Origin of the sequence: Luteipulveratus flavus (genome assembly GCF_029439465.1) — a bacterium.
Taxonomy (GTDB): domain Bacteria; phylum Actinomycetota; class Actinomycetes; order Actinomycetales; family Dermatophilaceae; genus Luteipulveratus; species Luteipulveratus flavus.
Window position 1 is genome coordinate 109,249 of the sequence record NZ_JAROAV010000021.1, and the last position, 25,911, is coordinate 135,159.

Annotated in this window: 23 protein-coding genes; 17 read left to right on the forward strand and 6 right to left on the reverse strand. The window is 72.7% G+C overall.

The genetic code is table 11. The features are described from left to right. Positions 1-12: 12 nt before the first annotated feature. Entirely contained in the window at positions 13-921 is a 909-nt protein-coding gene (locus P4R38_RS05965; protein WP_277191435.1) for a diacylglycerol kinase, read from the reverse strand. 144 nt (positions 922-1,065) lie between these two features. Here P4R38_RS05965 and P4R38_RS05970 point away from each other — a divergent pair, with 144 nt between their 5' ends. The 6 genes from P4R38_RS05970 to map are packed head-to-tail and all read left to right on the forward strand — an operon-like array spanning position 1,066 to position 6,355. Beyond that, positions 1,066-1,650, forward strand: a complete 585-nt coding sequence (locus tag P4R38_RS05970; protein ID WP_275240772.1) for a YceD family protein — start codon at positions 1,066-1,068, stop codon at positions 1,648-1,650. A gap of 1 nt (position 1,651) precedes the next feature. Next, positions 1,652-1,846 (forward strand): 50S ribosomal protein L32, encoded by a 195-nt coding sequence (gene rpmF / locus P4R38_RS05975; RefSeq protein ID WP_275240773.1) that lies wholly within the window; start codon positions 1,652-1,654, stop codon positions 1,844-1,846. A gap of 13 nt (positions 1,847-1,859) precedes the next feature. Continuing rightward, on the forward strand, positions 1,860-2,666 hold the full coding sequence (gene rnc, locus P4R38_RS05980) for a ribonuclease III (protein ID WP_277191436.1): 807 nt from the start codon (positions 1,860-1,862) through the stop codon (positions 2,664-2,666). Further along, positions 2,659-3,627 (forward strand): bifunctional DNA-formamidopyrimidine glycosylase/DNA-(apurinic or apyrimidinic site) lyase, encoded by a 969-nt coding sequence (gene mutM, locus P4R38_RS05985; protein WP_277191437.1) that lies wholly within the window; start codon positions 2,659-2,661, stop codon positions 3,625-3,627. The genes rnc and mutM overlap by 8 nt, the downstream gene beginning before the upstream one ends. Continuing rightward, entirely contained in the window at positions 3,624-5,537 is a 1,914-nt protein-coding gene (locus P4R38_RS05990; protein ID WP_277191438.1) for a M3 family metallopeptidase, read from the forward strand. The genes mutM and P4R38_RS05990 overlap by 4 nt, the downstream gene beginning before the upstream one ends. A gap of 50 nt (positions 5,538-5,587) precedes the next feature. After that, complete coding sequence (gene map, locus P4R38_RS05995; RefSeq protein WP_277191439.1) at positions 5,588-6,355, forward strand: type I methionyl aminopeptidase; 768 nt, start codon at positions 5,588-5,590, stop codon at positions 6,353-6,355. Positions 6,356-6,368: 13 nt separating this feature from the next. On the opposite strand, the gene P4R38_RS06000 is transcribed toward map, so the two are convergent. The 3 genes from P4R38_RS06000 to P4R38_RS06010 all read right to left on the reverse strand — a co-directional run bounded on the left by P4R38_RS06000 (position 6,369) and on the right by P4R38_RS06010 (position 8,584). Continuing rightward, a complete protein-coding gene (locus P4R38_RS06000) occupies positions 6,369-7,079 on the reverse strand; it encodes a hypothetical protein (RefSeq protein WP_277191440.1) in 711 nt (236 codons plus the stop codon). A gap of 59 nt (positions 7,080-7,138) precedes the next feature. Beyond that, positions 7,139-7,765, reverse strand: a complete 627-nt coding sequence (locus P4R38_RS06005; RefSeq protein ID WP_346770743.1) for an amidohydrolase family protein — start codon at positions 7,763-7,765, stop codon at positions 7,139-7,141. A 300-nt stretch (positions 7,766-8,065) separates the two neighbouring features. Then, positions 8,066-8,584 (reverse strand): MarR family winged helix-turn-helix transcriptional regulator, encoded by a 519-nt coding sequence (locus tag P4R38_RS06010; protein ID WP_277191442.1) that lies wholly within the window; start codon positions 8,582-8,584, stop codon positions 8,066-8,068. A 191-nt stretch (positions 8,585-8,775) separates the two neighbouring features. Between P4R38_RS06010 and smc the strand changes: the two genes are divergently transcribed. The 4 genes from smc to P4R38_RS06030 all read left to right on the forward strand — a co-directional run bounded on the left by smc (position 8,776) and on the right by P4R38_RS06030 (position 15,012). Beyond that, a complete protein-coding gene (smc, locus tag P4R38_RS06015; RefSeq protein WP_277191443.1) occupies positions 8,776-12,432 on the forward strand; it encodes a chromosome segregation protein SMC in 3,657 nt (1,218 codons plus the stop codon). A gap of 99 nt (positions 12,433-12,531) precedes the next feature. Then, positions 12,532-12,780 (forward strand): hypothetical protein, encoded by a 249-nt coding sequence (locus P4R38_RS06020; protein WP_275240783.1) that lies wholly within the window; start codon positions 12,532-12,534, stop codon positions 12,778-12,780. Positions 12,781-12,852: 72 nt separating this feature from the next. Continuing rightward, a complete protein-coding gene (gene ftsY, locus P4R38_RS06025; RefSeq protein ID WP_275240784.1) occupies positions 12,853-14,121 on the forward strand; it encodes a signal recognition particle-docking protein FtsY in 1,269 nt (422 codons plus the stop codon). Positions 14,122-14,217: 96 nt separating this feature from the next. Then, on the forward strand, positions 14,218-15,012 hold the full coding sequence (locus P4R38_RS06030; protein WP_277191444.1) for a hypothetical protein: 795 nt from the start codon (positions 14,218-14,220) through the stop codon (positions 15,010-15,012). 2 nt (positions 15,013-15,014) lie between these two features. On the opposite strand, the gene P4R38_RS06035 is transcribed toward P4R38_RS06030, so the two are convergent. Then, positions 15,015-15,929, reverse strand: a complete 915-nt coding sequence (locus tag P4R38_RS06035) for an oxygenase MpaB family protein (RefSeq protein ID WP_277191445.1) — start codon at positions 15,927-15,929, stop codon at positions 15,015-15,017. A 138-nt stretch (positions 15,930-16,067) separates the two neighbouring features. Here P4R38_RS06035 and P4R38_RS06040 point away from each other — a divergent pair, with 138 nt between their 5' ends. From P4R38_RS06040 to P4R38_RS06070, 7 genes are all read left to right on the forward strand, one after another. After that, positions 16,068-17,453 carry an ammonium transporter gene (locus P4R38_RS06040; RefSeq protein WP_277191446.1) on the forward strand — a complete coding sequence of 462 codons (1,386 nt, stop codon included), beginning with the start codon at positions 16,068-16,070 and terminating at the stop codon, positions 17,451-17,453. Next, positions 17,450-17,788 carry a P-II family nitrogen regulator gene (locus P4R38_RS06045; protein ID WP_277191447.1) on the forward strand — a complete coding sequence of 113 codons (339 nt, stop codon included), beginning with the start codon at positions 17,450-17,452 and terminating at the stop codon, positions 17,786-17,788. Before P4R38_RS06040 ends, P4R38_RS06045 begins: the two co-directional genes overlap by 4 nt. Positions 17,789-17,940: 152 nt before the next feature. Further along, positions 17,941-20,313, forward strand: coding sequence for a [protein-PII] uridylyltransferase (locus tag P4R38_RS06050; RefSeq protein ID WP_277191448.1), 2,373 nt, complete (start codon positions 17,941-17,943; stop codon positions 20,311-20,313). Between the two features lie 61 nt (positions 20,314-20,374). Next, positions 20,375-21,970, forward strand: a complete 1,596-nt coding sequence (ffh, locus tag P4R38_RS06055; protein ID WP_275240790.1) for a signal recognition particle protein — start codon at positions 20,375-20,377, stop codon at positions 21,968-21,970. Between the two features lie 57 nt (positions 21,971-22,027). Continuing rightward, complete coding sequence (locus P4R38_RS06060) at positions 22,028-23,113, forward strand: amidohydrolase family protein (RefSeq protein ID WP_275240791.1); 1,086 nt, start codon at positions 22,028-22,030, stop codon at positions 23,111-23,113. A 37-nt stretch (positions 23,114-23,150) separates the two neighbouring features. Then, entirely contained in the window at positions 23,151-24,251 is a 1,101-nt protein-coding gene (locus P4R38_RS06065) for a GNAT family N-acetyltransferase (protein WP_277191449.1), read from the forward strand. A 94-nt stretch (positions 24,252-24,345) separates the two neighbouring features. Then, positions 24,346-24,846 (forward strand): TetR/AcrR family transcriptional regulator, encoded by a 501-nt coding sequence (locus P4R38_RS06070; protein ID WP_277191450.1) that lies wholly within the window; start codon positions 24,346-24,348, stop codon positions 24,844-24,846. A gap of 55 nt (positions 24,847-24,901) precedes the next feature. Here the strand turns inward: P4R38_RS06070 and P4R38_RS06075 are convergent, their stop codons facing one another. Next, entirely contained in the window at positions 24,902-25,792 is an 891-nt protein-coding gene (locus tag P4R38_RS06075) for a hypothetical protein (protein WP_277191451.1), read from the reverse strand. Between the last annotated feature and the right edge of the window lie 119 nt (positions 25,793-25,911).

Below are 25,911 nucleotides of genomic sequence, written 5' to 3' on the forward strand. Positions count from 1 at the left end.
CCGCCGCGCCGGTCAGGGCGTGATCAGCGAGAGCCCGTCCGGCACCGCCTCGATCACGGCCGGCAGCGGTCCGGCGCAGTCCCCGTCGGCGTACGCGTTCATGTCGGGGGTAATGATCTCGATCCGCTTGCCCCGGTGGGTCCGCACCGCGCGGTGGTCGACGTGCGTCCCGGTGAAGATCTTCGGCAGCACGGTCGGCAGCTCCAGGCGGGGGTACGGCACGGTGTGCATGACCGTGACGTCCAGCAGCCCGTCGTGCGGGTCGGCGGACGGGCACATCCGCATGTCCCCGCCGTACGAGCGGGTGTTGCCGACCGCGACCAGGATCAGCGCGCCGTCGATCACCTCGTCGTCGATGACGAGGCGGAACTGGCGCGGCCGTAGCCGCAGGTACTCCACGCCGATCGACAGGACGTACCGAGCACGTCCGTTCGGCCAGCGCAGGGCGTTGTTCCGGTCGGCGACGAGGGAGTCGAACCCCGCCATCGCGATGGTGGCGAAGTAGCGCGAGGAGCCGTCCGCCGTGGTCACCCGACCGAGGTCGAACGGCGCCGCCTCCCCTTCCAGCGCGACGTCGACGGCGGCGGACACGTCCTTCAGCGGGAGGTCGATGACGCGCGCGAGGTCGTTCCCGGTGCCCGCCGGGACGATCGCGAGCGGCACACCGGTGGCGGCGGCCGCCTGGACGGCCAGCCCGTGGGTGCCGTCGCCGCCGACGCTGAGGATGGCGTCGGGACGCTGCGCAGCGGCTGCGAGGATGCGGGCCGCGGCGTCCTCGCGGCTGGAGCCCGTGACGTGGTCGACCTCGACGCCCCGGGCACGCAGCATCTGCAGGACGGGAGCGACGGCGTCCTCGCCCTTGCCGTGCCCGGCGTTCGGGTTGGTGAGGACGGCGAGACGGCTCCGCGGGGCGCTGGTCACGCCGGCCAGTGTGCCCGAGGTGGTCGGCCGAGACGGCCACGACGGCTGCATTTGGGCCGTGGGCAGGGCCTCCGGTAACCTTGTGCGTCGGTCTACGTCGTCGTGACGTGTACCGAGCCACCCCGATATGACGTGAGTAGCCCGATGACGCCTGCCGATACCCGCCGACCCCTGGTGCTCGACACCAGAGAGCTCGGTCGGCGACCCGGTCAGATGGTCGAGCTGCAGCGCACTGTCGAGGCTCCGAGTGATCTGGGCACCGACGTGATCGCCGTCCCCGAGGGCCAGCCGATCGAGCTGGACCTGCGGCTGGAGTCGGTCATGGAGGGCGTCCTGATCTCCGGCTCGGCCCGCGCCACCGCGACCGGCGCCTGCGTGCGGTGCCTGGACGACGTCCACCTTGCGGTGGACGTGCCGGTTCAGGAGCTGTTCGCCTACGCCGACCGCGCCGCGCACCACCACGAGGTGGCCGCGGAGCAGGACGACGACGACCTGCGGGAGCTGGACGGCGACTTCGCCGACCTGGAGCCCGTGCTGCGGGATGCGGTGGTGCCAGCACTGCCGTTCCAGCCGGTGTGCCGGGAGGACTGCCCGGGACTGTGCTCCGAGTGCGGAGCGCGTCTCGCGGACGACCCGGACCACCACCACGAGAAGTTGGACCCCCGATGGGGTGCCTTGGCCGCGCTGAGCGACCAGGACGCCTCCGACGACGAGAAGAAGAGGAACTGACGTGGCTGTCCCGAAGCGGAAGATGTCGCGCTCCAACACCCGGTCGCGCCGGGCGAACTGGAAGGCGACCGCCGTGGCCACCCAGGCCTGCCCGCAGTGCTCCGCGCTGAAGCAGCCGCACCTGGCCTGCCCCTCCTGCGGTACGTACGCCGGCCGTCACTACAGCTCGGCCGAGCGCAGCGAGCACCAGGGCTGATCCCCCCGCTGCCGTGACCCCGCCGACGAAGAAGTCGCAGCGGCACGAAGCAACGCAGCGGCCCGTCGCTGACCTGTCCCGGATCCTCACCGAGGTCTCCGGGACGGTGATCGACGAGCCGCTGCTTCTGCGTGCCCTGACGCACCGCTCCTACGCCTACGAGCAGGGCGGCGTACCCCACAACGAGCGCCAGGAGTTCCTCGGGGACGCCGTGCTCGGACTGGTCGTGACGGACACCCTGTTCCGCACCCACCCCGACCTCCCCGAGGGCCAGCTCGCCAAGCTGCGCGCCTCGGTCGTGAACTCGCGCGCCCTCGCCGCTGTGGCCCGCGGCCTCGGCCTCGGCGACTTCGTGCTGCTCGGACGCGGCGAGTCGATCACCGGCGGCCGGGACAAGGACTCGATCCTCGCCGACACGACGGAGTCGATCATCGGCACCGTCTACCTCGCCGGCGGTATCGAGGCCGCGAGCCGGCTGGTGCACCACCTGATCGACCCGCTGCTGGCGACCGCCGCCGGCCTGGGCGCCGGCCTGGACTGGAAGACCTCCCTGCAGGAGGCGACCGCGGCCGCCGACCTCGGCGTGCCGTCGTACGTCGTCACCGACGAGGGTCCGGACCACGACAAGGAGTTCACCGCGGTCGTCCTGGTGGGCGAGCGGGAGCTCGGTCGCGGTGTGGGCCGCAACAAGAAGGGCGCCGAGCAGATGGCCGCCGAGCGGGCCTGGAAGGCGCTGCAGCAGCCGGACGAGCCGGCCGTCGCGCCGGACGAGATGGCTGCCCGGGCCGACGAGGCGGTCGCTCCGTCCGCCGATGCCTGAGCTGCCCGAGGTCGAGGTCGTCCGCCGGGGCCTGGCCGACCATGTGGTCGGCCGGTCCGTCGTGGCGGTCGACATCCGTGGCCATCGGGTCGCCAGGCGGCACCTGGCCGGGCCGCTGGACCTCGCCGACCGGCTGACGGGGACGACCGTCGTCGCCGCGCGGCGCCGCGGCAAGTACCTGTGGCTGGAGCTCGCCGACCACGCAGCCGGCCACGGCGACCCGGACGAGACCGCGCTGATCGCCCACCTCGGCATGAGCGGCCAGATGCTGGTCGAGCCCGCCGACGCGCCCCTGGAGAAGCACGCCCACGCGGTGCTCGCGCTCCGGGACCCCGACGGCAGCGAGGGCCTGCACCTGCGGTTCGTCGACCAGCGCACCTTCGGCGGCCTCTACCTGGACGACCTCGTGACCGACACGTTCGCCGGCGCCGACGCGCTCATACCCTCCACGCTCGCCCACATCGCCCCGGACCCGCTGGAGACGGCGTACGACCAGGCCTCGGTCGTCCGCCGGATGAAGGCCCGCCACACCCAGATCAAGCGCGCCCTGCTGGACCAGTCCCTGGTCTCGGGCATCGGCAACATCTATGCCGACGAGGCGCTCTGGCGCGCCCGGCTGCACGGTGAGCGAATGACGGACGCGCTCACCAAGCCGGTGCTGTCGGCGCTGCTCGACCACGCCCGCGACGTCATGGGCGAGGCTCTGGGGAAGGGCGGTACGTCCTTCGACGCCCTGTACGTCAACGTCAACGGTGCTAGCGGCTACTTCGAGCGGTCGCTGAACGCCTACGGTCGCGAGGGTGAGCCGTGCCGGCGCTGCGGGCGTCCGATGCGGCGTGAGGCGTTCATGAACCGCTCCTCCTTCTCCTGCCCGCGCTGCCAGCCGCGACCCCGGACGGTGCGGCGCACGGCCACAAGTCCGGCGACATCGTCAGGGGTTCGACGTAGTGTGCGCGGGTGACCGATCTGCACGCGCTCGCCCTGCCCGCCGCTGACGACGCCCTGACCTGGCTGACCGACCGCTGCGACGGCGAGCTCGACCGTGCGCGCCAGCTGGTGGACCGGCTGAAGGCCGCGCCGCCCACCTCCGCGACCGACGTCCTGCAGCAGTGGAACGACATCGCGATCGCGCTCGGCAACGCCGGCTCCGTCTCCTCGCTGATGGCCGAGGTGCACCCGCAGCCCGCGGTGCGGGAGGCAGCCGAGTCGGCGATGCAGCGCGTGGACGCCTTCTCCACCGACCTGGGCCTCGACCGCGACCTGTTCGACATCGTCAGCGGGGTGGCCACCGACGCGCTGGAGCCGTCCGCGCGACGCCTGCACGAGCGCGCCCTGCGGGACTTCCGTCGCTCCGGCGTCGACCGGGACGAGGGCGTGCGGGCGCGGCTGAAGGAGCTCGCCGAGCAGGAGCTGCTCACCGGTCAGGAGTTCGGGCGCAACATCCGCGAGGACGTCCGCACCATCACGGTCACGCCGGAGCAGCTGGCGGGCCTGCCGCAGGACTGGCTGGACTCCCACCCCGCCGGCGAGGACGGCCGGGTGACCGTGACGACCGACTACCCCGACGCGATCCCGGTCCGCACCTTCGCCCACGACCCGCAGACGCGGCTCGCGATGGCCGAGGCGTTCCTCACCGTCGGCTGGCCGGCCAACGACGCGGTCCTGCAGCGGCTCTTCGCCCTGCGCGCCGAGCACGCCTCGGTCCTCGGCTACGACACGTGGGCCGACTACGACGCCGAGGTGAAGATGATCGGCGCCGGCTCCGAGATCGGCGCGTTCATCGACCGCATCACCGAGCTGTCCGGGCCGAGCGCCCAGCGCGACCACCAGGTGCTGCTGACGCGCAAGCAGCAGGACGAGCCGGGCGCGACCGCCGTCGAGGCCTCCGACGTGCAGTACTACTCCGAGGTCGTGCGGCGCGAGCAGTACGCCGTCGACGGCCAGCTGGTCCGGACGTACTTCGACTTCACGCGGGTGCGGCAGGGCCTGCTGGACGTCACCGGTCGCCTCTTCGGGCTCACCTGGCAGCAGGTCGAGGCGCCCGTCTGGCACGAGGACGTCGCCGCGTACGACGTGCTGCGCGACGGCCGCCGGATCGGCCGCATCTACCTGGACCTGCACCCGCGCGAGGGCAAGTACAAGCACGCGGCGCAGTTCGACCTGGTCCGCGGGGTGCGGGACCGCCAGCTGCCCGAGGGTGTGCTGGTCTGCAACTTCAACCGCGGTCTGATGGAGCACGACGAGGTCGTGACGCTCTTCCACGAGTTCGGCCACCTGGTCCACCACGTGCTCGCGGGGGAGCAGGAGTGGATGACCTTCTCCGGTGTCGCGACCGAGTGGGACTTCGTCGAGGCGCCCAGCCAGATGCTGGAGGAGTGGGCCTGGGACGCCGATGTGCTCGCGACCTTCGCCACGAACGCCGAGGGGGAGACGATCCCCGCCGACCTGGTGCACCGGATGCGCGAGGCCGACGACTTCGGCAAGGGCTTCCAGGCCAGGACCCAGATGTTCTACGCGGCCGTCAGCCTGGACTTCCACGTCGCCCGGCACGGCGACCTCACCGCGCGCCTCCGGCAGCTGCAGGCGAAGTACTCGATGTTCCCGTACCTGGCCGGCACCCACATGCACACCGCGTTCGGGCACCTGGACGGCTACAGCTCGGGCTACTACACGTACATGTGGTCGCTGGTGATCGCCAAGGACATGTTCTCCGCGTTCGACCGGGACGACCTGTTCGCGCCCGCCGTCGCCCAGCGGTATCGCGACCGGGTGCTGGTGCCGGGCGGCTCGAAAGACGCCGCCGTGCTGGTGTCGAACTTCCTGGGCCGCGCCTACACCTTCGACGCGTACGCGGCCTGGCTGGCGGAGTAGCCACCGACCTCCCGCCGGATGCCCTGTCGGCCGGGGCATACGGTGGAGCGGTGATCGAGCTGAAGACGCCCCAGGAGATCGAGGCGATGCGACCGGCCGGCCGGTTCGTCGCCTCCGTGCTGACCGCGCTGAAGGAGAAGGCCGCGGTCGGCGTGAATCTCCTGGAGCTGGACGCCCTGGCGCACCAGATGATCCGGGACGCCGGAGCCACGTCGTGCTACATCGACTACCACCCCAGCTTCGGTGCCAGCCCGTTCGGGAAGGTGCTGTGCACCTCGGTGAACGACGCGGTGCTGCACGGCCTGCCGCACGACTACGTCCTGCGCGACGGCGACCTGCTGTCCGTGGACTTCGCGGCCGCGGTCGGCGGCTGGGTGTCCGACGCCGCGCTGTCGGTCGTCGTCGGCACCCCTCGGCCCGAGGACGAGAAGGTCATCACGACGACCGAGCACGCGCTGGAGGCAGGGATCGCCGCGGCCCAGGTCGGCAGCAAGATCGGCGACATCTCCGCAGCGATCGCCGAGGTCGCCCACGCCGCGGGCTACCGGGTCAACACCCAGTTCGGCGGTCACGGCGTGGGCCGGACGATGCACGGCGACCCGCACGTGCCGAACGACGGGCGCCCCGGGCGCGGTCTGCGTCTGCAGCCGGGCCTGGTCATCGCGATCGAGCCCTGGTTCATGCAGGGCACGGACGAGATCTACACCGACCGCGACGGCTGGACGCTGCGCAGCCGGGACGGCTCGCGGGGTGCGCACTCCGAGCACACGATCGCGATCACCCCCGACGGCCCGCTGGTGCTGACCGCCCGGGGCTGAGTCGCTGCGTCGGTCAGGCGCTCCACTTCCAGCTGGCGAGCACGGGCGCGATGACCTTGTTCCGGTCCGCCTCGCTGACCGAGGGGCTGAACGAGAACGTCACGACGTAGGAGTTCTTGCCGCGCAGGATGTACGCCTGGTCGATCAGGTAGCTCTGTGTACCGCTCGTGAGAGCGCTGCTCGTGCGGGACGCCTCGGTGCCCGCGACCGTGGTCCGCGGCAGCACCTTGACGTTCTTCGCGCCGGCCGCCTCGAGCTGCCGCTTGGAGGCGAGCTCGACCAGGTCCAGCGTCGTGCCGCCCGTGCCCTCCTGCCGGATGACGTTGATGTTGTCGGCGAAGCCGTCGCGGTCGAGGAAGTTGATGGCCACTGCGTCGGCGTTCGGCACCTTGCCCTTGGCGTCGCTCCAGCCCTTGGGCGCCGAGAAGGAGTAGTCCCGCTTCGTGCCGGTGATCCGCGCCCCCTGGGCGGGCGCGACCGAGGTCGACGGGGCGGCGGAGGACGGGGAGGAGGAGGTGCTCGTGGTCGTCGGAGCGGCGCTGGAGCTGCTGGACGACGTGCTGCTCGGGGTCTCGGCAGCGGTGCTGCTCGAGCTGGAGCTGGAGCTCGATGACGGAGCGCTCGGCTGCGCTGAGCTGACCTGGGGCGAGCTGTCACCGCAGGCGGAGAGCAGTCCGGCGGAGAGGGTGAGGAGGACGACGGCGTGACGGGTGCGGCGCGGCATGCCGTCAGCCTAGCGAGCGGTCGGTCGACGCCACCGTGTCGACCTCGCGACCCGCCGGGTCAGGTCAGGCCGAGCAGGCGCGCGCCGTTGTGCCACAGCACGGACCGCATCCAGTCGGCCCCGAGGTCGAGCCGGTCGAGCGCCTCGATCTGATGGGCGTACGGGTAGGGGATGTTGGGGAAGTCGCTGCCCAGGACGACCTTGTCCTGCAGGTCCCGCAGCCGTGCCGGGTAACCGGGCGGCATGGGCGCCATCGACTCGGTGAAGTCCGTGCCGACCATGGTCGTGTCGAGATGGACGTTCGCGAACTCCGTTGCCAGATCTGCGAACTCGTCGTACTCGGGCAGCCCGGCGTGGGCGATGACGAGGGTCAGCCGCGGGAACCTCGTCAGCAGGCGACGGATCGGCGGCACTCCGGTGTGAGTACCCGGGTGCGGACCGGAGCCGCAGTGGATGACGACGGGAATCTGGTTCTGCTGCAACGTGTCCCAGGCGTCGTCCAGCATCGGGTCGTCCGGCGCGAACTCGCCGACCTGCACGTGCACCTTGAACAACCGTGCCCCCGACTCCACTGCGGACCGGACGTACGCCGGCGCGTCCGGCTCGGCGTACAGCGTGGCGCAGTGGACGGCGTCCGGGACCCGTGCGGCGAAGTCGGCGCACCACGCGTTGAGCCAGGCGGCCATGCCCGGCTTGTGGGGGGTAGGTGAGTGCCGGGACCGACCGGACGCCCAGCGCGCGGATGATCTCGAGCCGGCGCGTCTCGTCGTACCGGTAGGTGATCGGCCAGGCGCGGCCCGTCACCTGCTCGGCCCGGTCGAAGTACGACCACACCTTCTCCAGCATCCCCTGGGGAAGGAAGTGGACGTGGACGTCGGCCAGCCCGGGGAGTCCGAGGCCGCGCCAGTACACGGGGACGTCGGCGTCGGTCCAGGTCGTCACCGGCCCGACTCTAGGCGCGGTGGGAACCCGTGACCCGCCGAGTCTCAGTCGTGCGCGAGGAACGCCTTGCGCAGCAGGGCGTTCAGGCGCGTGATCTCGGTGATCGTCAGCCCGCGGAAGAGCGCCTTCTCCTGGGCCGCCCAGTCGTGGACCACGCGGTCCCAGGCCTCCCGGCCCGCCGGCGTCGCCTCGATCAGGATGCTGCGGCGGTCGTCCGGGTCCTCGCGCCGGGTCACCATTCCGCGGGCGACGAGGCGGTCGATGCGGCTGGTCATGCCGGCCCGCGTGATTCCCACCCGGTCCGCGAGCTGGGCGGGCGTCGCTGCCTTCCCCTGGTCGTCGCTGCCGAGCAGGTGGTGCAGTGTCTTGAACTCCTCGTGGGAGAGCGGGTCGTCGGACAGCAGGTCGCGCAGCCGCCCGTCGGAGAGCTGGATCATCTTGTCCATGCGCACGAGAGCGCCCTCGACCTCACGGTCGAAGCCGTCCTCGTCCGTGAAGAGCCGGGCCCATCGCTCGACGTGCTCGTCGGCGAGATCGGTGCCCTGCGTCGGTGTCGTGCTCACTATCGAAGTGTCCCACCCGGAACGAGACGGGCGAAAAGCCGGCAACAGCTCGCCGGGAGGCAGCTCGTCGACGTTCAGCCGGCGGGTCCGGCCCCCGTCGGCACCGCGAGGCCACGCGGCCCGGGTCCCGGGAGCGCCGTACGCCCACGGCTACAGTGACCGGAATCGCGATCTGGGAGGATGCGCCGCTCGTGTACGTCAAGAGCCTCACCCTGAAGGGCTTCAAGTCCTTCGCCTCGGCGACCTCCATGCGCCTCGAGCCCGGCATCACCTGCATCGTCGGCCCCAACGGGTCGGGCAAGTCCAACGTCGTCGACGCCCTCGCTTGGGTGATGGGCGAGCAGGGCGCCAAGAGCCTGCGCGGCGGCAAGATGGAGGACGTCATCTTCGCCGGTACCCCCGGCCGCGCGCCGCTGGGCCGGGCCGAGGTGACGATGACGATCGACAACACCGACGGTGCGTTGCCGATCGACTACACCGAGGTCACGATCAGCCGGACGATGTTCCGCAACGGCGGCTCCGAGTACGCCATCAACGGCACCTCGTGCCGGCTGCTGGACATCCAGGAGCTGCTGTCCGACTCCGGTATCGGCCGGGAGATGCACGTCATCGTGGGCCAGGGCCAGCTCGACGCCGTGCTGCGGGCGACGCCCGAGGAGCGCCGCGGGTTCATCGAGGAGGCCGCGGGCGTCCTGAAGCACCGCAAGCGCAAGGAGCGCGCGCTGCGCAAGCTGGACCAGATGGAGGGCAACCTCACCCGCGTCAACGACCTGACCAGCGAGATCCGCCGCCAGCTGGGTCCGCTCGGTCGGCAGGCGGAGACCGCTCGCAAGGCCGCGGTCATCCAGACCGACGTCCGTGACGCGCGGCTGCGGCTCCTCGCCGACGACCTCGTCCAGCTGACGAGCACGCTCGAGCAGGAGATGGCCGACGAGACCGCCCTCATCGAGCAGCGCACCCAGGTCGAGCGGCGGCTCGCGTCCGTACGCGCCGAGCTCGACCGGCTGGAGCGCGAGGCCGCCGAGGCCGCCCCGATGCTGAGCACGGTGCAGAACCACTGGTTCGCGCTGAGCTCGCTCAAGGAGCGGCTGGAGGCCACGGCGAGCCTTGCGGGTGAGCGCGTCCGGTTGTTGGCCGAGGACGACGAGGACGAGCAGACTCGCCCCGGCCGCGACCCGGAGCAGCTGCGCCGGCAGGCCGCCGACCTGCGCGCCCAGGAGAGCTCGACGCGGACGGAGATCGAGCAGGCGACGCTCGCGCTGCAGGAGGCGGTCGAGCGCCGTGGCGAGCTGGAGCGCGCGCACGAGGAGGAGCAGCAGCGGCTCGCCCGGCTGGCGCGCGCGGCCGCCGACCGTCGGGAGGGCCTGGCCAAGCTGCAGGGCCAGGTGGGCGCCCGCCGCAGCCGGCTGGAGGCCGGGGAGTCCGAGCTGGGCCGGCTGCAGGAGACCATCGGCGACGCCGCCCGCCGCGCCACCGCGGCCGAGCGCGACTTCGCGGCCCTGGAGGCGACCATCGCCCAGGACGAGGAGGGCGAGGAGGGGCTCGACGACGCGTACGAGTCGGTGCAGGAGCGGCTGGAGACGGCTCATGCCGAGCACGAGGGCGTCCGCGAGACCGAGCGCTCCGCGACCCGAGACCGCGAGAGCGCGCAGGCCAAGGTCGACGCGCTCGCGCTGAGCCTGCGACGCCAGGACGGCGCCGCGACGCTGCTGGGGGCCGATGAACCGCTGGCCGGGCTGCGCGGCTCGCTGTCCACGCTGGTCCAGGTCACCGACGGCCACGAGGCCGCGCTCGCCGCGGCTCTCGGCTGGGCCGCGGACGCGGTCGTCACGGACGGCGTCGACGTCGCGGCACGGGCCCTGCGCGTACTGCGCGACCAGGACGCCGGCCGCGCCGTGCTGCTGACCGGCAGCACCGCGCGCAGCAGTGACCCGGCCGGGTGGCCGCGACTGCCGGAGGGTGTCTTCTGGGCGCGGGAGGTCGTGACCTGCGACGACCGGCTCCGTCCGGCGATCGAGCAGCTGCTGGAGCGCGTGGCCCTGGTGCCGGACGTCGAGGCGGCCAGGCGGCTGCTGGACGACGAGCCGGCCGTGACCGCGGTGACCGCCGAGGGCGACGTCTTCGCGCCCGGCTTCGTCCGCGGCGGCTCCGCGGCGGCACCGAGCCTGATCGAGCTGCAGGCGGCGATGGACGACGCCCGGGACCAGGTGGCGGACGCCACCCGGCGCGGTGAGCAGGCGCGCTTCAAGGCGGCCGAGCTCGCCGAGACGGTCCGCGCGCTCGCCGAGGAGGCGGACGCCGCGCTGGAACGGCTGCACGAGTCCGACGCCCGGATGTCCGCCGTCGCCGAGCAGCTCGGTCAGCTCGGTCAGGTGATGCGCTCCGCGGGCGCTGAGCGCGAGCGCCACGAGCGTGCGGTCGCGCAGGCCCAGGAGGCGCTGGAGTCCAACCGAAGCGAGCTGGAGGAGCTGCAGGCGCGGCTCACCGCCGCGGAGGAGGAGCCGGCGGAGGCCGAGCCGAGCACCGACGACCGCGACCGGTTGGCCGTCGAGGCGGCCCAGGCGCGGACGGCGGAGACCGAGCTGCGCCTCACCCTGCGGACCCGCGAGGAGCGGGCCCGCGCCCTGGCCGGACGCGCCGACGGCCTGGAGGCCGCCGTCCGGTCCGAGCTGGACGCCCGGGAGAAGGCGCGGGCGCGGCGCGAGCGACGCCAGCAGCAGGCGGCCGTGGCCGCGGCGGTCGGCCGGGGCGCTGCGTACACCGTGGCGGTTGTCGGCGGGCTGCTGGAGGTGGCCGCCGACCGGCGCACGACCGTCGAGCGGGAACGAGCCGAGCGCGACCGGGTCCTGGCCGACGTGCGGAGTCGCGTGAGCACGCTGGGTGACGAGCTGCGCGACCTCACCGACACCGTCCACAAGGACGAGGTCGCCCGTGCTCAGCAGCGGCTGCGCATCGAGGCGCTGCAGACCAAGTCCGTCGAGGAGCACGGCATCGACCCCCAGGTGCTGGTCGAGGAGTTCGGCCCGCACCAGCTCGTCCCGTACGTCGCCGGCCCGGACGACGACCCCGACGACCTGCCGGAGCCGTCGGCGTTCGTGCGCGAGGTGCAGGAGAAGCGGTTGCGCAGCGCCGAGCGGAAGCTGGGCCAGCTGGGCCGGGTCAACCCGCTGGCGCTGGAGGAGTTCGCGGCGCTGGAGGAACGGCACAAGTTCCTCACCGAGCAGCTGGAGGACCTGCGCAGCTCCAAGCAGGACCTGCTCTCGATCGTCGCCGAGGTGGACGAGCGGGTGCAGCGCGTCTTCGCGGAGGCGTTCGCCGACACGGCGGCGCAGTTCGAGGGTGTCTTCGAGCGACTCTTCCCAGGCGGCGAGGGGCGCCTCGTCCTCACCGACCCGGGCGACATGCTCACCACCGGCATCGAGGTCGAGGCGCGGCCCCCGGGCAAGAAGATCAAGCGGCTGTCGCTGCTGTCCGGTGGAGAGCGGTCGCTGGTGGCGGTCGCGCTGCTCGTCGCGATCTTCAAGGCCCGGCCGAGCCCGTTCTACATCATGGACGAGGTCGAGGCGGCGCTGGACGACGCGAACCTCGGCCGGCTGATCACCCTGTTCGAGGAGCTGCGCGACTCCAGCCAGCTGATCGTGATCACGCACCAGAAGCGGACCATGGAGGTCGCCGACGCGCTGTACGGCGTCTCGATGCGCGGCGACGGCATCACCACCGTCGTCTCGCAGCGGTTGCGCGACATCAGGGACGACGGCACGCCGACGATGTCGGCGGGCACCCCCGTCACGGCGGACATGGACCAGGAGCCCGAGGGCGCGCCCGCGGAGGCCGCCGCCGTCGGTTGATGACCGGCAGACGCGGCCGGCTGCCGGTGATCGGTGCGTCCTGTCCGGCGACGGGCGTGCCGGTTTGGGCTTCCGGGCGCGAGTGAGCACACTTGGCGCATGGTGTGGCTGATTCTGTCGATGGTCCTGTGTGTCGTTCTCGGTGGAGCCGTCGTCGGCGTCGTCGCCGTGCCTGCCCGACGGGACGGGAAGCAGGTGCTCACCCCGCGCGGCGAGCAGGTCGTCGCGGGGGTCGCCCGGCGCACGGACAAGGTCGTCGAGGGGGCCAAGGACGCCACCGGCACCGTGGTCGGGTCCGCCAGGAGCAAGGTCTCCGCGTCGCCGCAGCGCACCGAGACGGGCGAGTAACCCCCGGCTTCGCCGCAGCGTCGACGTCCGTCGTCGGCGCACGGGTGCTGTGCACCCTGACCCTTTGCCATGATGGGCCGCGTGGATGAGCTCTGGGTGATCCTGACCGTCATCACGCTCGCAGCGATTGCGGGCCTGATCCTGGTTGTCGGCCTGCTGCGTGGCAGGGGCGGCCGGACCAAGGAGCTGCCGACCCGACCGTCGGCGCCGACGCAGCCGGAGCGCACTCCGCCCAAGGCCAACACCTACAAGCCTGGCCCGGGCGCCCGGATCGACACCAGCGGCGGGGTCGGCACGATCGACCGCCCCGGGTCGGCGACACCGACGGCACCGCCTGCTCAGCCACCGGCCGAGCCGCCGTCGACGCAGGCCGAGCCCGAGCTCGTCGAGCCGCCGGTCCCGACCGTCGAACGCCCGGAGTCCGCTCGCGGGCGGATGGTGCGCCTGCGCGAGCGCCTGTCCCGCTCCAACACCGCGCTGGGCAAGGCGCTGCTCGCGGTGCTCGCCGGCGGGAAGCTGGACGACGAGGCCTGGGAGGACGTCGAGGACACCCTGCTGCAGGCCGACCTCGGCGTCGAGGCGACCACGGAGGTCGTGGACGCGCTCAAGAAGCGGGTCCAGGTCGACGGCGTCGCGGACGAGGAGCAGGTCCGCGGCTGGCTGCACGAGGAGCTGCTGGCCCAGGTCGACCCGACCATGGACCGCCGGATCGCGGCGACGCGGGTCGCCGGGCGGCCCGCCGTCGTCCTGGTCGTCGGCGTCAACGGCACCGGCAAGACCACGACGGTCGGCAAGCTCGCCCGCGTGCTGGTGGCCGAGGACAAGGACGTCGTGCTCGGCGCCGCCGACACCTTCCGGGCGGCGGCCGCCGACCAGCTGCAGACCTGGGGCGAGCGGGTCGGGGTGCCGACGGTCCGCTCCGAGCGCGAGGGGGCCGACCCGGCCGCGGTCGCGTTCGACGCGGTCAAGGGCGGCGCCGAGACCGAGGCCGACGTGGTCCTGGTCGACACCGCCGGACGGCTGCACAACAAGGCGAACCTGATGGACGAGCTGGGCAAGATCAAGCGCGTCATCGAGAAGCAGAGCCCGATCGATGAGGTCCTGCTGGTGCTGGACGCCACCACCGGTCAGAACGGCCTGCGGCAGGCGGAGGTCTTCGCGCAGGTCGTCGAGATCACCGGCATCGTCCTCACCAAGCTCGACGGCACGGCCAAGGGCGGCATCGTCGTCGCGGTGCAGCGCCAGCTCGGCGTGCCGGTCAAGCTGGTCGGTCTCGGCGAGGGTCCGGACGACCTCGCGCCGTTCGACCCCGCCGCCTTCGTCGACGCCGTCCTGGACTGAGGTCGCGAGTGATCGACCGCCCGCGCGGTGCCACGCCTCGTGATGAGATCGTGACCTTCCTGGACCCCGGGGCAGGCGCGTGTCACTGTATGGCTCATGTCCGGGAGGCATGCCGCGTCGGGGAGCGGCAGACGATGGTTGGTCCCAGCGCTGCTCACGATCGCGGTGCTGCTGCTCGCTGTCGGCGCAGCGGCGGGACTCGGCCTGTGGGACGGCGACGACTCCAGCGGTCAAGGCGCTCCGACGACGATCAGCCCGCCTGCGAGCACGTCTGCCGTCGTCCCGAGCTCGAGTGCCGGGGCGAGCCCCACCGCAGGGACGAGCTCCACGACCATCCCGAGCCCGGGCGCCGCGACCTCGTCCACCTCCGGTCCCTCGCCCGTCGCGGCGATCGATGCGTGCCGCGGCGAGGTCGGTGCAGGCACCGCGCTCGCTCGGGCGGCCGCGTCCTCGGCGGCGCACTACGGCACCCACACCCAGGCGCAGCTCGCGGTCGACGCCGGGCGCATCAGTGAGGCGACCGCCAAGCAGCGGTGGGCCGACTCCAAGAAGCTCGGGCCGAGCGATGTGAGTGCGTTCGCCGCGGCGGACCGGACGTACACCTCGCGGTCGGGCGCGTGCGGGCGCGTGCCGACCGGCACGGCCGGGGCGAACGGCTGTCGGTCCCGCGCCTCCGCGCTGGCCGACCTGGCGCGGACGGCACGGCCGATCAACAGCGGGTGGTCCCACCACCTGGACATGATGAAGTCCAAGCCGCACGACGAGGCGGGCCGCGACTTCAGCAGCTACATGACGACGTGGCGCGGCATGGTCCGGGCCGCCCAGCCCGAGCTGGCGGCGTACTCCCGGGCGAGCGCCGCGCTGGCGAAGGCGCCCACCTGCTCGTCCTGAGCTCAGGCGCGCAGACTGCGGGCCCGTCGTACCGGCGGGTCGTTCAGCATCCAGCGGACGCCCGACGCGGCGAGCCGGCCACCGGCGTCCAGGACCCGCAGACCACCAGGCGGCAGTGAGATGCCGAGCAGCTCGCGGTAGCGGTCGGGGAGTGTCGCCACGGCGCCGCTCACGAGGAGCGCGTACGCGGGGCGTGCCGCGACCGACATCGGAGGCTCGAGCATCACGAACCGTGCCGTGCTGCGCGCCAGCGGTGACCCCTCGAGCTCGCCGTCGTACGACATGAGCACCCGGCGCAGGTCGGCGACGGTGCGCGGCGGGTCGACCACGCCGACCCGCGCGGCGACCGAGCCGATCTGCGCGACGTAGGTGTCGGCCTCCTCGGTGGTCAGCGGTCGGGGACCGTAGGCCTGGTAGGTCGCGAGGAAGGACTCCGCCTCGGCCGCGTGGACCCAGCCGAGCAGGTGCGGGTCGGCGGCGTGGTAGGCCCGGCCGTCGGTCGTGGTGCCTCGGATCCGCTGATGGATGCCCCGGACCCGAGCGATGAGTCGCTCGGCGTCCTCGACCGTGCCGAAGGTGGTCGTGGAGATGAAGTTGCTGGTGCGCTGCAGGCGGCCCCAGGGGTCGCCGCGGTAGCCGGAGTGGTCGGTCACCCCGGCCAGGGCGAGCGGGTGCAGGGCCTGGACCAGCAGCGCCCGCAGGCCGCCGACGAACATCGCGGCGTCGTGGTGGACGCGCCACACCGGGTCCTGCGGGGTGAACCACCGGTCTCCGGGCGTACCCCAGATGCGGTCCGCGCGGCCGACGGCGTCGTCACCGGCGACGCGGCCCTGCAGCGCCATGGCCGCCCGGTGGCGCAGGACGTCGTGGGCCTTGCGCAGCGGGGCGGGAGGGGAGAGCAGCAGGTTCGCCGTCACCGCTCCAGTATCACCCGTCTCGCACCGTGGGACGATCGGCCCCGTGACACCGAGGGTTTACCTGGGAGGGGACGCCGCAACATCGACGTAACACGAGCGCACGCCCGGTGAAACGGTCGCCGACCACAGTGTCGGCCCATGACCTACGTATCCCTGGCCGCCGCCGAGGCGCCGACGCTGGATGTGGGCAACACCGCGTGGATGCTGACCAGCGCCGCGCTCGTGCTGCTGATGACACCCGGTCTCGCGCTGTTCTACGGCGGGATGAACCGGTCGAAGTCCGTCCTCAACATGATGATGATGTCGTTCGGCGCGCTCGGCGTCGTCGGCGTGATCTACGTGCTGTGGGGCTTCTCGATGTCCTTCGGCCCCCACAGCATCGGCGGGTTCTTCGCGAACCCCCTCGACCTGTTCGGGCTGAACGGTGCCATCAACGACAAGGCCGGCGACCCGATCCTGTGGTCGGTCGGCAACATCCCGACCGCGGTGTTCGCCGGGTTCCAGCTGACCTTCGCCGTCATCACCGTCGCGCTGATCAGCGGCGCGCTCTCGGACCGGGTGAAGTTCAGCACCTGGCTGGTCTTCTCCGGTATCTGGGTGACGCTCGTTTACTTCCCGCTGGCCCACATGGTCTGGGGTGGCGGCAAGCTGAGCGCCGCCGGCTGGTTCGGCAAGCTCGCCGCCGACGGCTCCACCGAGTACGGCCCGATCGACTTCGCCGGCGGCACCGTGGTCCACATCAACGCCGGTATGGCCGGCCTGGTGCTCGCTGTCCTGGTCGGCAAGCGGGTCGGCTTCGGCAAGGTCCCGATGCGCCCGCACAACGTGCCGCTGACGATGCTGGGCGCGGGCATCCTGTGGTTCGGCTGGTTCGGGTTCAACGCCGGTTCCGAGCTGGGCGCCGACGGTGTCGCCGCCCTGGCCTGGATCAACACCGCGGCGGCCACGTGCGCCGCGATCCTCGGCTGGCTGGTCGTGGAGAAGATCCGCGACGGGCACGCCACCTCCATCGGCGCGGCCTCGGGTGTCGTCGCCGGGCTGGTCGCGATCACCCCCGCGTGCGCCGCGCTCTCGCCCGTCGGGTCCCTGGTCCTCGGCGCGGTCGCCGGTGGCCTGTGCGCCTTCGCCGTCGGTCTGAAGTACAAGCTCGGCTACGACGACTCGCTGGATGTCGTCGGCGTCCACCTGGTCGCCGGTCTGTGGGGCACCATCGGCATCGGCCTGCTGGCCACCGACACCGGCCTGTTCTACGGCAGCGGCTGGCGTCAGCTCGGCATCCAGACCGCCGTCGCCCTCAGCGCCGTCCTGTTCACCGCCGTCATGACCACCGTCATCGCGCTGGCGCTCAAGGCCGTGATGGGCTGGCGGATCGCCGAGGACGACGAGGTGGCCGGCATCGACCAGGCCGAGCACGCCGAGTCCGGTTACGACTTCGGGGCGTTCGGCGGCGGCAGCCGCTTCGGCCACGCCCCTGCCGGCAGCACCCCGCTGTCGCGCGAGCCCGCTGAGGAGGTCAACGCATGAAGCTGATCACCGCGATCATCAAGCCCTTCAAGCTCGACGAGGTGAAGGAGGCGCTCGAGGCGTACGGCATCGCCGGCATGACCGTCAGCGAGGCCAGCGGCTACGGCCGCCAGCGCGGCCACAGCGAGGTCTACCGAGGCGCCGAGTACACCGTCGACTTCGTCCCGAAGGTGCGCCTCGAGGTCATCGTCGACGACATGGACGCGGGCTCCGTGGTCGACGTCATCGTGAAGGCCTCCCAGACCGGCCGGATCGGCGACGGCAAGGTCTGGACGGTGCCCGTCGACGACGTCGTCCGGGTCCGCACCGGAGAGCGCGGGGCCACGGCCCTGTGACAGACGTGGCGGCGCGTACGGGGACATCGTCGGATCCGTACGCGCCGCCACCGGTCGGCGGAGCCCCTCCCGCCCCCCTTCGGGCTCCGCCGACCTCCCCCGGCGCTCGCGGCACACGAGCGCCCCCGCCCGAGCAGAGAGGTCAGCCCGCCATGGACACGTCAGCGCTGGACACCACGACCAGGCTCGACCTGGCCGCCACCCGCGACTTCACCCGGCCGGGCGCGGGCCGGGAGCGTCGCCGGCGGCTGACGGAGCACAGCCGGCGCTGGCTCAGCGAGGTCTGGGACACCGGAGCGCGCGAGGTGCTCGGCGCACGGGAGGAGGGTGTCGCGCTCGCGGCCGTCGGCAGTCTCGCGCGCGGCGACAGCGGCCCTCTCAGTGACGTCGACCTGGTGCTGCTGCACGACGGTCGCAGCATCCGCGGCGAGGACGTCACGGCGCTCGCCGAGCGGATCTGGTACCCGGTCTGGGACTCCGGCGCCCGGCTCGACCACTCCGTCCGCACGTTGGGGGAGTGCCGGCAGGTCGCCGCGCAGGACCTGAGCGCGGCGGTCGGCCTGCTGGACCTGGAGTGGATCGCGGGGGACCCGGTGGTGGTGTCGGGTGTCCGGCAGAGCATCGCCCACGACTGGCGCTCCAACGCCCGCAAGCGGCTGCCCGAGCTGGTCGAGACGATGCGGCAGCGGCACGAGCGGCACGGCGACCTCACCACCTCCATCGAGCCCGACCTGAAGGAGGCGCGCGGCGGGCTGCGCGACATGACCCTGCTGCGGGCCCTCACGGCGGCCTGGCTCGCCGACCGGCCGCACGGTGAGGTCGACGCCGCGCACGACCGGCTGCTGGACGTGCGCGACGCGCTGCACGTGGTCACGGGGAGGGGGCGCGACCGGCTCGGGCGGGAGGACCAGGACGCCGTGGCGGCCCTGCTCGGGCACCCGGACGCGGACGCGATGCTGACCGGTGTCGTCTCCTCGGCGCGGGCGGTCTCCTTCGCGCTGGACAGCACGATGCGCCGCTCGTCCCAGTCCCAGCGCGCCCGCACGCTGCGGGTGGGTCCGCGACGGCCCGTCCTGATCCCGCTGGGGTACGGCCTGTTCGAGCACGACGGCGAGGTGGTCCTCGGACGCGGTCTGATCCCCAGCGGCGAGCCGCTCCTGCTCCTGCGGGCCGCCGCAGCCGCCGCGCGTCGTGAGCTGCCGCTCGGTCCGACCACCGTCGCCAACCTCACCCGCGACGTCGGGCCGCTGCCGACCCCGTGGCCGGACGCCGTCCGCGACGCCTTCCTCGACCTGCTCGCCAGCGGCCCGGGCCTGGTCCAGGTGTGGGAGGCGCTGGACATGTCCGGTGTCATCGGCCGGTGGATCCCGGAGTGGAAGGCCGTCCGCAGCCGTCCGCAGCGCAACGCCGTGCACCGCTACACCGTGGACCGCCACCTGGTCGAGACGGTCGTCGAGGCCGCGGCCCGCCGCCGTGAGGTGGACCGGGCCGACCTCCTGCTCGTCACCGCGCTGCTGCACGACATCGGCAAGATCGCCGGCGTGCACGACCACGCGGTGGAGGGAGCCCCCGTCGCGGCGACCATCGCGGCCCGGATGGGGTTCAGCGCCGAGGACGTGGACGCCGTCGAGCTGCTCGTACGCGAGCACCTGAGCCTGATCGACCTCGCGACCCGCCGCGACCCGCAGGACCCCCAGACGGTCCGGGCGCTGGTCGCCACCGTCGAGGAGCGGGCTGACCTGCTCGAGCACCTGCGCACGCTCACCGAGGCCGACGCGCTCGCCGCGGGCCCCACGGCCTGGACCAGCTGGCGGGCCAGGCTGGTCCAGGAGCTCACCGCTCGCGCGCGCGAGATGCTGTCCGGCCGGCGCGTCGTACCGGCCGAGCCGTCGGACGCCTCCGAGGTCCTGACGCCCGTCGCCCTGGAGAACCTGCTCGTCGGGGACCCGTACGTCACCGTGTCGGTCATCGACGGCGGCGCGCGGGTGGACGTCGCGGACCGGGACCGGCTCGGGCTCTTCGCGGACACGGCCGGCCTGCTCGCCGCGTACGGCGCGGTGGTGCGCTCGGCGCGGCTGCGCACGCACGACGGGCTGGCCGCCGACACGTGGTACGTCGAGGTGCCGGACGGTGACCTGCCCTCCCCGGAGGCCTTCGCCCGGGGGTTGCGGCAGCTGTCCACGGGCGACCGTGGACCCCTGCGTTCGCTGGAGCGGCGCGGCTCCGGTGCGCAGCGTCGGCCGGGTGAGGCGGGAGCGCGGGCGACCGTCGTCCCCGACGCCTCCGACGACGCCACGGTGCTGGAGGTCCGTGCGGCCGACCGGCCTGGTCTGCTGCGCGACATCGGCATGACGTTCGCGCGGTTCGGGCTCGGCGTCCGCAGCGCGCACGTGGCGACGTACGCGGGCCAGACCCTCGACACGTTCTACGTGACCGGCGCAGGGGACCGGCCGGTGGCTCCACCGATGGTCGCCCAGCTGATCGGGGCGCTCATGGACGCCTGCGACGGCGTGGTGAGCCGGTGACCACGGGTCCTAGGTGGCGCCGTGACGGATCCGGTCCCGGGCTGAACTAGGCTTGACCTCCGTGTTCACCAGCCTGTCCGACCGTCTGACCGCGACCTTCAAGAACCTGCGCGGTAAGGGACGCCTGTCCGAGTCCGACGTCAACGCGACCGTCCGCGACATCCGGATGGCCCTCCTGGACGCCGACGTCGCCCTCCCGGTCGTCAAGGAGTTCACCCGCGGCGTGCGCGAGCGGGCCCTCGGCTCGGAGGTCAGCCAGGCGCTGAACCCCGGCCAGCAGGTCGTCAAGATCGTCAACGACGAGCTGGTCCAGATCCTGGGCGGGGAGACCCGTCAGCTGCGGCTGGCCAAGACGCCGCCGACGGTCATCATGCTCGCGGGCCTGCAGGGCTCCGGTAAGACGACGTTCGCCGGCAAGCTCGCCAAGCTGCTGAAGGACCAGGGTCACTACCCGCTCCTGGTCGCGGCCGACCTGCAGCGTCCGAACGCCGTCACCCAGCTGGAGGTCGTCGCCGAGCGCGCCGAGGTCGTCTGCTTCGCCCCCGAGCGCGGCAACATCGGCGGCCACGACGCCGTGACCTCCTCCGGCGAGGGCACCCAGTCCTTCGGCGACCCGGTGTGGGTCGCCAAGGCCGGTGTCGGCCAGGCGAAGGTCCGCGGGTACGACGTGGTCATCGTCGACACCGCCGGCCGCCTCGCGGTCGATGAGAACCTCATGCAGCAGGCCCGCGACATCCGCGACGAGATCCAGCCCGACGAGGTGCTGTTCGTCATCGACGCGATGATCGGGCAGGCCGCCGTCGACACCGCGCTGGCCTTCCAGGACGGCGTGGACTTCACCGGCGTCGTGCTCTCCAAGCTGGACGGTGACGCCCGCGGTGGTGCGGCGCTGTCGGTCGCGTCGGTGACCGGCCGCCCGATCATGTACGCCTCGGTCGGTGAGCAGACCAAGGACATCGAGGTCTTCCACCCCGACCGGATGGCCTCGCGCATCCTCGACATGGGCGACGTCCTCACGCTCATCGAGCAGGCGGAGAAGGCGTTCGACCGTCGCCAGGCGGCCGAGATGCACCGCAAGTTCATGGCGGAGGAGGACTTCACCTTCACCGACTTCCTGGAGCAGATGGCGGCCATCAAGAAGATGGGCAACCTGAAGTCGCTGCTGCAGATGATGCCCGGCATGGGCCAGATGAAGGACCAGCTCAACGCCCTGGACGAGCGCGAGTTCGACCGGGTCGAGGCCATGGTGCGTTCGATGACGCCGTTCGAGCGGACCCACCCCAAGCAGATCAACGGCTCGCGCCGCGCCCGCATCGCGCGCGGCTCGGGGGTCTCTGTCTCGGAGGTCAACCAGCTGCTGGAGCGCTTCCAGGGTGCGCAGAAGATGATGCGGCAGATGCGTCGCGGTGGCGGGATGCCCGGGATGCCGGGCATGCCCGGTGGTGCGGGCGGCGGCAAGCGCCCCGCCAAGCAGGTGAAGAAGAAGGGCAAGAGCGGCAATCCCGCCAAGCGCGCCCAGCAGGAGCGCGCGGCCGTCGAGCGCGCGGACAAGGCCCGGGAGGCCGCGCTCGGCAACGCGTTCGGGACGCAGGAGCCCGAGGAGGAGCTAAAGGACCTCAAGCTCCCGAAGGGCTTCGAGAAGTTCCTCGACAAGTAGCTCCGGCGGTCGAGGCCCGGCGGGGCGGCGGCGACGCCACCGCCTAGGGTCGGGGGCATGGCTGAGGTGCTGCACGTCACCGGAGGGGTGCTCGTCGGCCCGGAGGACGTCCGGGACGAGCTGTGGGTCGTGGACGGGCGGGTGTCGTACGACGGGCCGCCCGCCGGCGCGGACGTGCAGAGCGTGTCCGGCTGGGTCCTCCCCGGTCTGGTGGACGCCCACTGCCACGTCGGACTCGAGGCGACCGGCGGCGTACCCCCGGAGCGCGCCGAGGAGCACGCCGTCGCCGACCGCGACGCCGGAGCCCTCCTGCTGCGCGACGCCGGCAGCCCGGTCGACACGCGCTGGATCGACGACCGCGAGGACCTGCCCCGGCTGATCCGGGCCGGCCGGCACATCGCCCGGACCAAGCGCTACATCCGCAACTTCGCGCACGAGATCGAGCCCGAGGACCTCGTCGCGTACGTCCGGCGTGAGGCGCGCCGCGGCGACGGCTGGGTCAAGCTGGTCGGCGACTGGATCGACCGGGACACCGGCGACCTGTCCCCGTGCTGGCCGACGGAGGCGCTCAAGCCCGCGATCGAGGCGGCGCACGCCGAGGGCGCGCGCGTCACGGCACACTGCTTCGGCGAGCAGTCGCTGTACGACCTCGCCGAGGCGGGCATCGACTGCATCGAGCACGCGACCGGCCTGCAGACCGAGTCGGTCGAGATGTTCGCCGAGCGGGGCATCGCCATCGTGCCGACGCTGGTCAACATCGCCAACTTCCCCAGGTTCGCCGAGGCGGGGGAGTCGAAGTTCCCCGAGTACGCCGGTCACATGCGCCGGCTGCACGAGTCCCGCTACGACGTGGTGAGCGCCGCGCACGAGGCCGGGGTGCGGGTCTTCTGCGGGACGGACGCCGGCGGCCAGCTGCCGCACGGCCTGGTGGCCGAGGAGGTCCAGGAGCTGGCGAAGGCGGGTCTGAGCCCGGTGGAGGCGATCTCCGCGGCGACCTGGGGCGCCCGCGAGTGGCTGGGCCGGCCGGGTCTGGACGAGGGGGAGAGTGCGGATCTTGTCGTCTACCAGGAGGATCCACGCCAGCAGCTCGGCGTCCTGACCCAGCCCTCCCACATCGTCCTTCGGGGTCGCGTTGTCCGCTGAGCCCCGGCGCCTGGAGGCCGTCGGACGTCGCGTCCGGGTGAGCACCGTCGTGGAGACCGACCTGGAGCCGTACCGGCGCGCGGTCGAGGCGTCGCGTGGGCGGCTGTCGCGGTGGAACCCCGTGGACCCGCACGACCTCGTCCGGCACCTGAGTGCCCAGTCGGCCTCGCACCGGACCTTCGTCATCCACGCCCTGGAGCCGGGCGGCGCGCACGGCATCGTCGGCAAGGTCAACGTCACCAACATCGTCCGCGGCCGCTTCCAGAACGGCACCATCGGCTACGACGCGTACGACCCGTACGCCGGTCGCGGCCTCTTCGGTGAGGGGCTGCGGCTGGTGGTCGACCTGGCCTTCGCGCCCGAGCCGCGCGGTCTCGGGCTGCACCGGCTGGAGGCGAACGTCCAGCCGGGCAACACCCAGTCGGCGGGCGCACTGCGGTCGATGGGCTTCCGGCGCGAGGGCCGTGTGAGCCACATGCTGTGGCTCGCGGACCACAGCGGTCACGCCGCCTGGCGCGACCACGAGGCCCACGCGTTGACCGCCGACGAGTGGCCCGCCCCGCCGTACCAGCCGCACCGGCCCGCCCGCCCGGTGGTCGTCGTCAACGGCCTGCCCGGTGCGGGCAAGTCCACCCTGGCGCGTGCGCTCAGCCAGGAGATGTCGGTGCCGCTGCTGTCCAAGGACCTGGTGAAGGAGGCCGTCGCCGCGCAGCTCGACGACGCCGACGTCTCCCGGCTCGGCGGACCCGGCTCCCGGCTCGGCGCCGGCTGCCACGAGGCCCTCTGGGCGCTCCTGGAGGCGAGCCCGGTCGGCGGGGTCGTCGAGTCGTGGTTCCCGCCGGATGCGGTGGGCTTCGTCCAGGACGGACTGGCGCACGCGGGCCTGCGTCCCGACCAGGTCCCGCAGGTCTGGTGCGACGTCCCGGTCGAGGTGGCCCGCGCGCGGTACGAACGACGGGTCACCGACGGGCGTCGCCACCGGGTGCACGGGACCGCCGAGGACGTCCGGTGGGAGGAGCTGGCGACCGCCGCACGTCCGTACGACCTCGGCCCGGTCATCCGGGTCGACACCAGCGCGTCGGTGCACCCGCGCGACGTCGCGCGGGTGGCTCTCGCGGTCCGCGCCCACGCCCGCTGAGACTCGGCTCGCGCGCTGACCCGCCGCGCTGTCGCGCTGCGCGCCCCGACGTGCGGAGCCGGGCTCCGACGCCTCAGGCCGTCACGAGGGTGTTGTGGCCGGACACGATCGACGGGCTCCCGGCGTCTCGGAGGCCACCGTCTACAGCATCTACGGCAACAAGGCGGGTCTGGCGAGCTCGCTCATCGACGCGGCGGAGCAGGGCGCCGACGTCCAGCAGACGATCGCGGAGCTGAAGGAGCGCAGCGGCGACCCGGACGGTCAGCTACGCGCCTTCGTCGGCTTCGACCGCCGGCTCTACGAGAGCGGCGGTGACGTGCTGCGCACCCTGGCCGAGGGTCGGCGCCAGCATCCCGAGCTGGGCGCGGCGTACGACGAGGGCCGGTCGCGCGGCGACGGCCAGCGCCGCACGGTCTTCTCGTCCTGGCCGACGCAGGTGCGGCGCGCCGGCATCGATGTCGAGCGGGCGGTCGCGATCTTCGCCCTCGTGGTGTCCCTCGACAGCTTCGGGTCGGCGACCCGGGACTACGGCTGGAGCGCGGACGAGGTCGAGGAGTGGTGGTACGCGACGCTCAGCGGTCTGCTCCTCGCGTAGCCGGCGCCGACGGGCGGCCGGCGCTCCCGCGGCGGGAGGAACGCCCCGACCGGGGTCAGGCGGTCACGGTGACGGCGGTCTCGCTGACGCGCTTGCCGTCGACGAGGAAGGTGCAGCCGTACCGACCGGGGGTGATGCGGCCGCCGAGCTGCTGGGCGTCGGCGGCCAGCTGGAGGACCGCGATCCCGTTGGCCTGCTTGCCGGCGCTGGCTCGTCGCTCGCCGGCCGGTGTGCTCACCAGGACGTCGACCTGCTTGCCCTGGACGTCGGTGATGACCGAGCTGCAGCCGATGCTGCGGGGAGCGGCCAGCGTCGTCACCGCCTTGGGGCAGTGCGCGATGCCCCCGGTCCGGACCATGGTCGACCCGTCGCACGCCATCGTCTGGTTGGCCAGACCGGTGGGGCCGGTGACCTGCGCAGACCCGGTCCAGGTGTCCGCGCCCTTCTTGAACTCGCACGCGTACGTGCCGCCGGGCAGCTGCAGCCGGCCGACGGAGAAGCTGAGGAAGAGCGTCTGGGAGCTGTCCACCCGGGACGCCTGCGCGCTGTAGACGGGAGCACCGTTGCGCAGCAGCGAGACCGCGACCTCGCCGTCGACCGACGAGGGCAGGTCGGCGGAGCAGTAGACGGTGCTGGAGGAGAAGGTGCGCTGCATCTGGTCGCACTCACGAGCCTTGGTGTCGGCCTCCTGGGTGCCGCAGACGCGCACGATCGAGCTCGGCTTCCCGGGTGCCTGCCGGCTCGCCGGGCTCGTCGCAGCGGCCGGGGTCGTCACGGTGGGCGTCGCGGACGACGGGCTCGCCGTCTCCGTCGCCGGCGCCAGGGTGCCCGGTGCGGTGCTCCCGGCCGCAGCGCCACCGCCACCGGAGTCGTCGCCGGAGCAGGCCGTGAGGCCGAGCAGGACGGCCACCACGACGGCGAGCACGGACGTACGGGCACTGCGCATGGAACAACCTCGGTGAGACGGTGGGGGAGCGGTCAGGCAGACAGACTGCCATGGGCGCCACGGCGCCACCGGGCCGCCGTGGAGAAGAGTGGCCCGCAGCACGTGGGTCTCCATGGTGC

Bases quoted from the DNA above. Each gene is read 5' to 3' on its own strand.
- P4R38_RS06075 (WP_277191451.1), bottom strand. From the start codon at position 25,792: ATGCGCAGTGCCCGTACGTCCGTGCTCGCCGTCGTGGTGGCCGTCCTG.
- P4R38_RS06030 (WP_277191444.1), top strand. From the start codon at position 14,218: ATGTCCGGGAGGCATGCCGCGTCGGGGAGCGGCAGACGATGGTTGGTC.
- P4R38_RS06040 (WP_277191446.1), top strand. From the start codon at position 16,068: ATGACCTACGTATCCCTGGCCGCCGCCGAGGCGCCGACGCTGGATGTG.
- P4R38_RS05970 (WP_275240772.1), top strand. From the start codon at position 1,066: ATGACGCCTGCCGATACCCGCCGACCCCTGGTGCTCGACACCAGAGAG.
- P4R38_RS06000 (WP_277191440.1), bottom strand. From the start codon at position 7,079: ATGCCGCGCCGCACCCGTCACGCCGTCGTCCTCCTCACCCTCTCCGCC.
- P4R38_RS06045 (WP_277191447.1), top strand. From the start codon at position 17,450: ATGAAGCTGATCACCGCGATCATCAAGCCCTTCAAGCTCGACGAGGTG.
- P4R38_RS06005 (WP_346770743.1), bottom strand. From the start codon at position 7,765: ATGGCCGCCTGGCTCAACGCGTGGTGCGCCGACTTCGCCGCACGGGTC.
- P4R38_RS06050 (WP_277191448.1), top strand. From the start codon at position 17,941: ATGGACACGTCAGCGCTGGACACCACGACCAGGCTCGACCTGGCCGCC.
- mutM (WP_277191437.1), top strand. From the start codon at position 2,659: ATGCCTGAGCTGCCCGAGGTCGAGGTCGTCCGCCGGGGCCTGGCCGAC.
- P4R38_RS06020 (WP_275240783.1), top strand. From the start codon at position 12,532: ATGGTGTGGCTGATTCTGTCGATGGTCCTGTGTGTCGTTCTCGGTGGA.
- P4R38_RS06060 (WP_275240791.1), top strand. From the start codon at position 22,028: ATGGCTGAGGTGCTGCACGTCACCGGAGGGGTGCTCGTCGGCCCGGAG.
- ftsY (WP_275240784.1), top strand. From the start codon at position 12,853: ATGGGCCGCGTGGATGAGCTCTGGGTGATCCTGACCGTCATCACGCTC.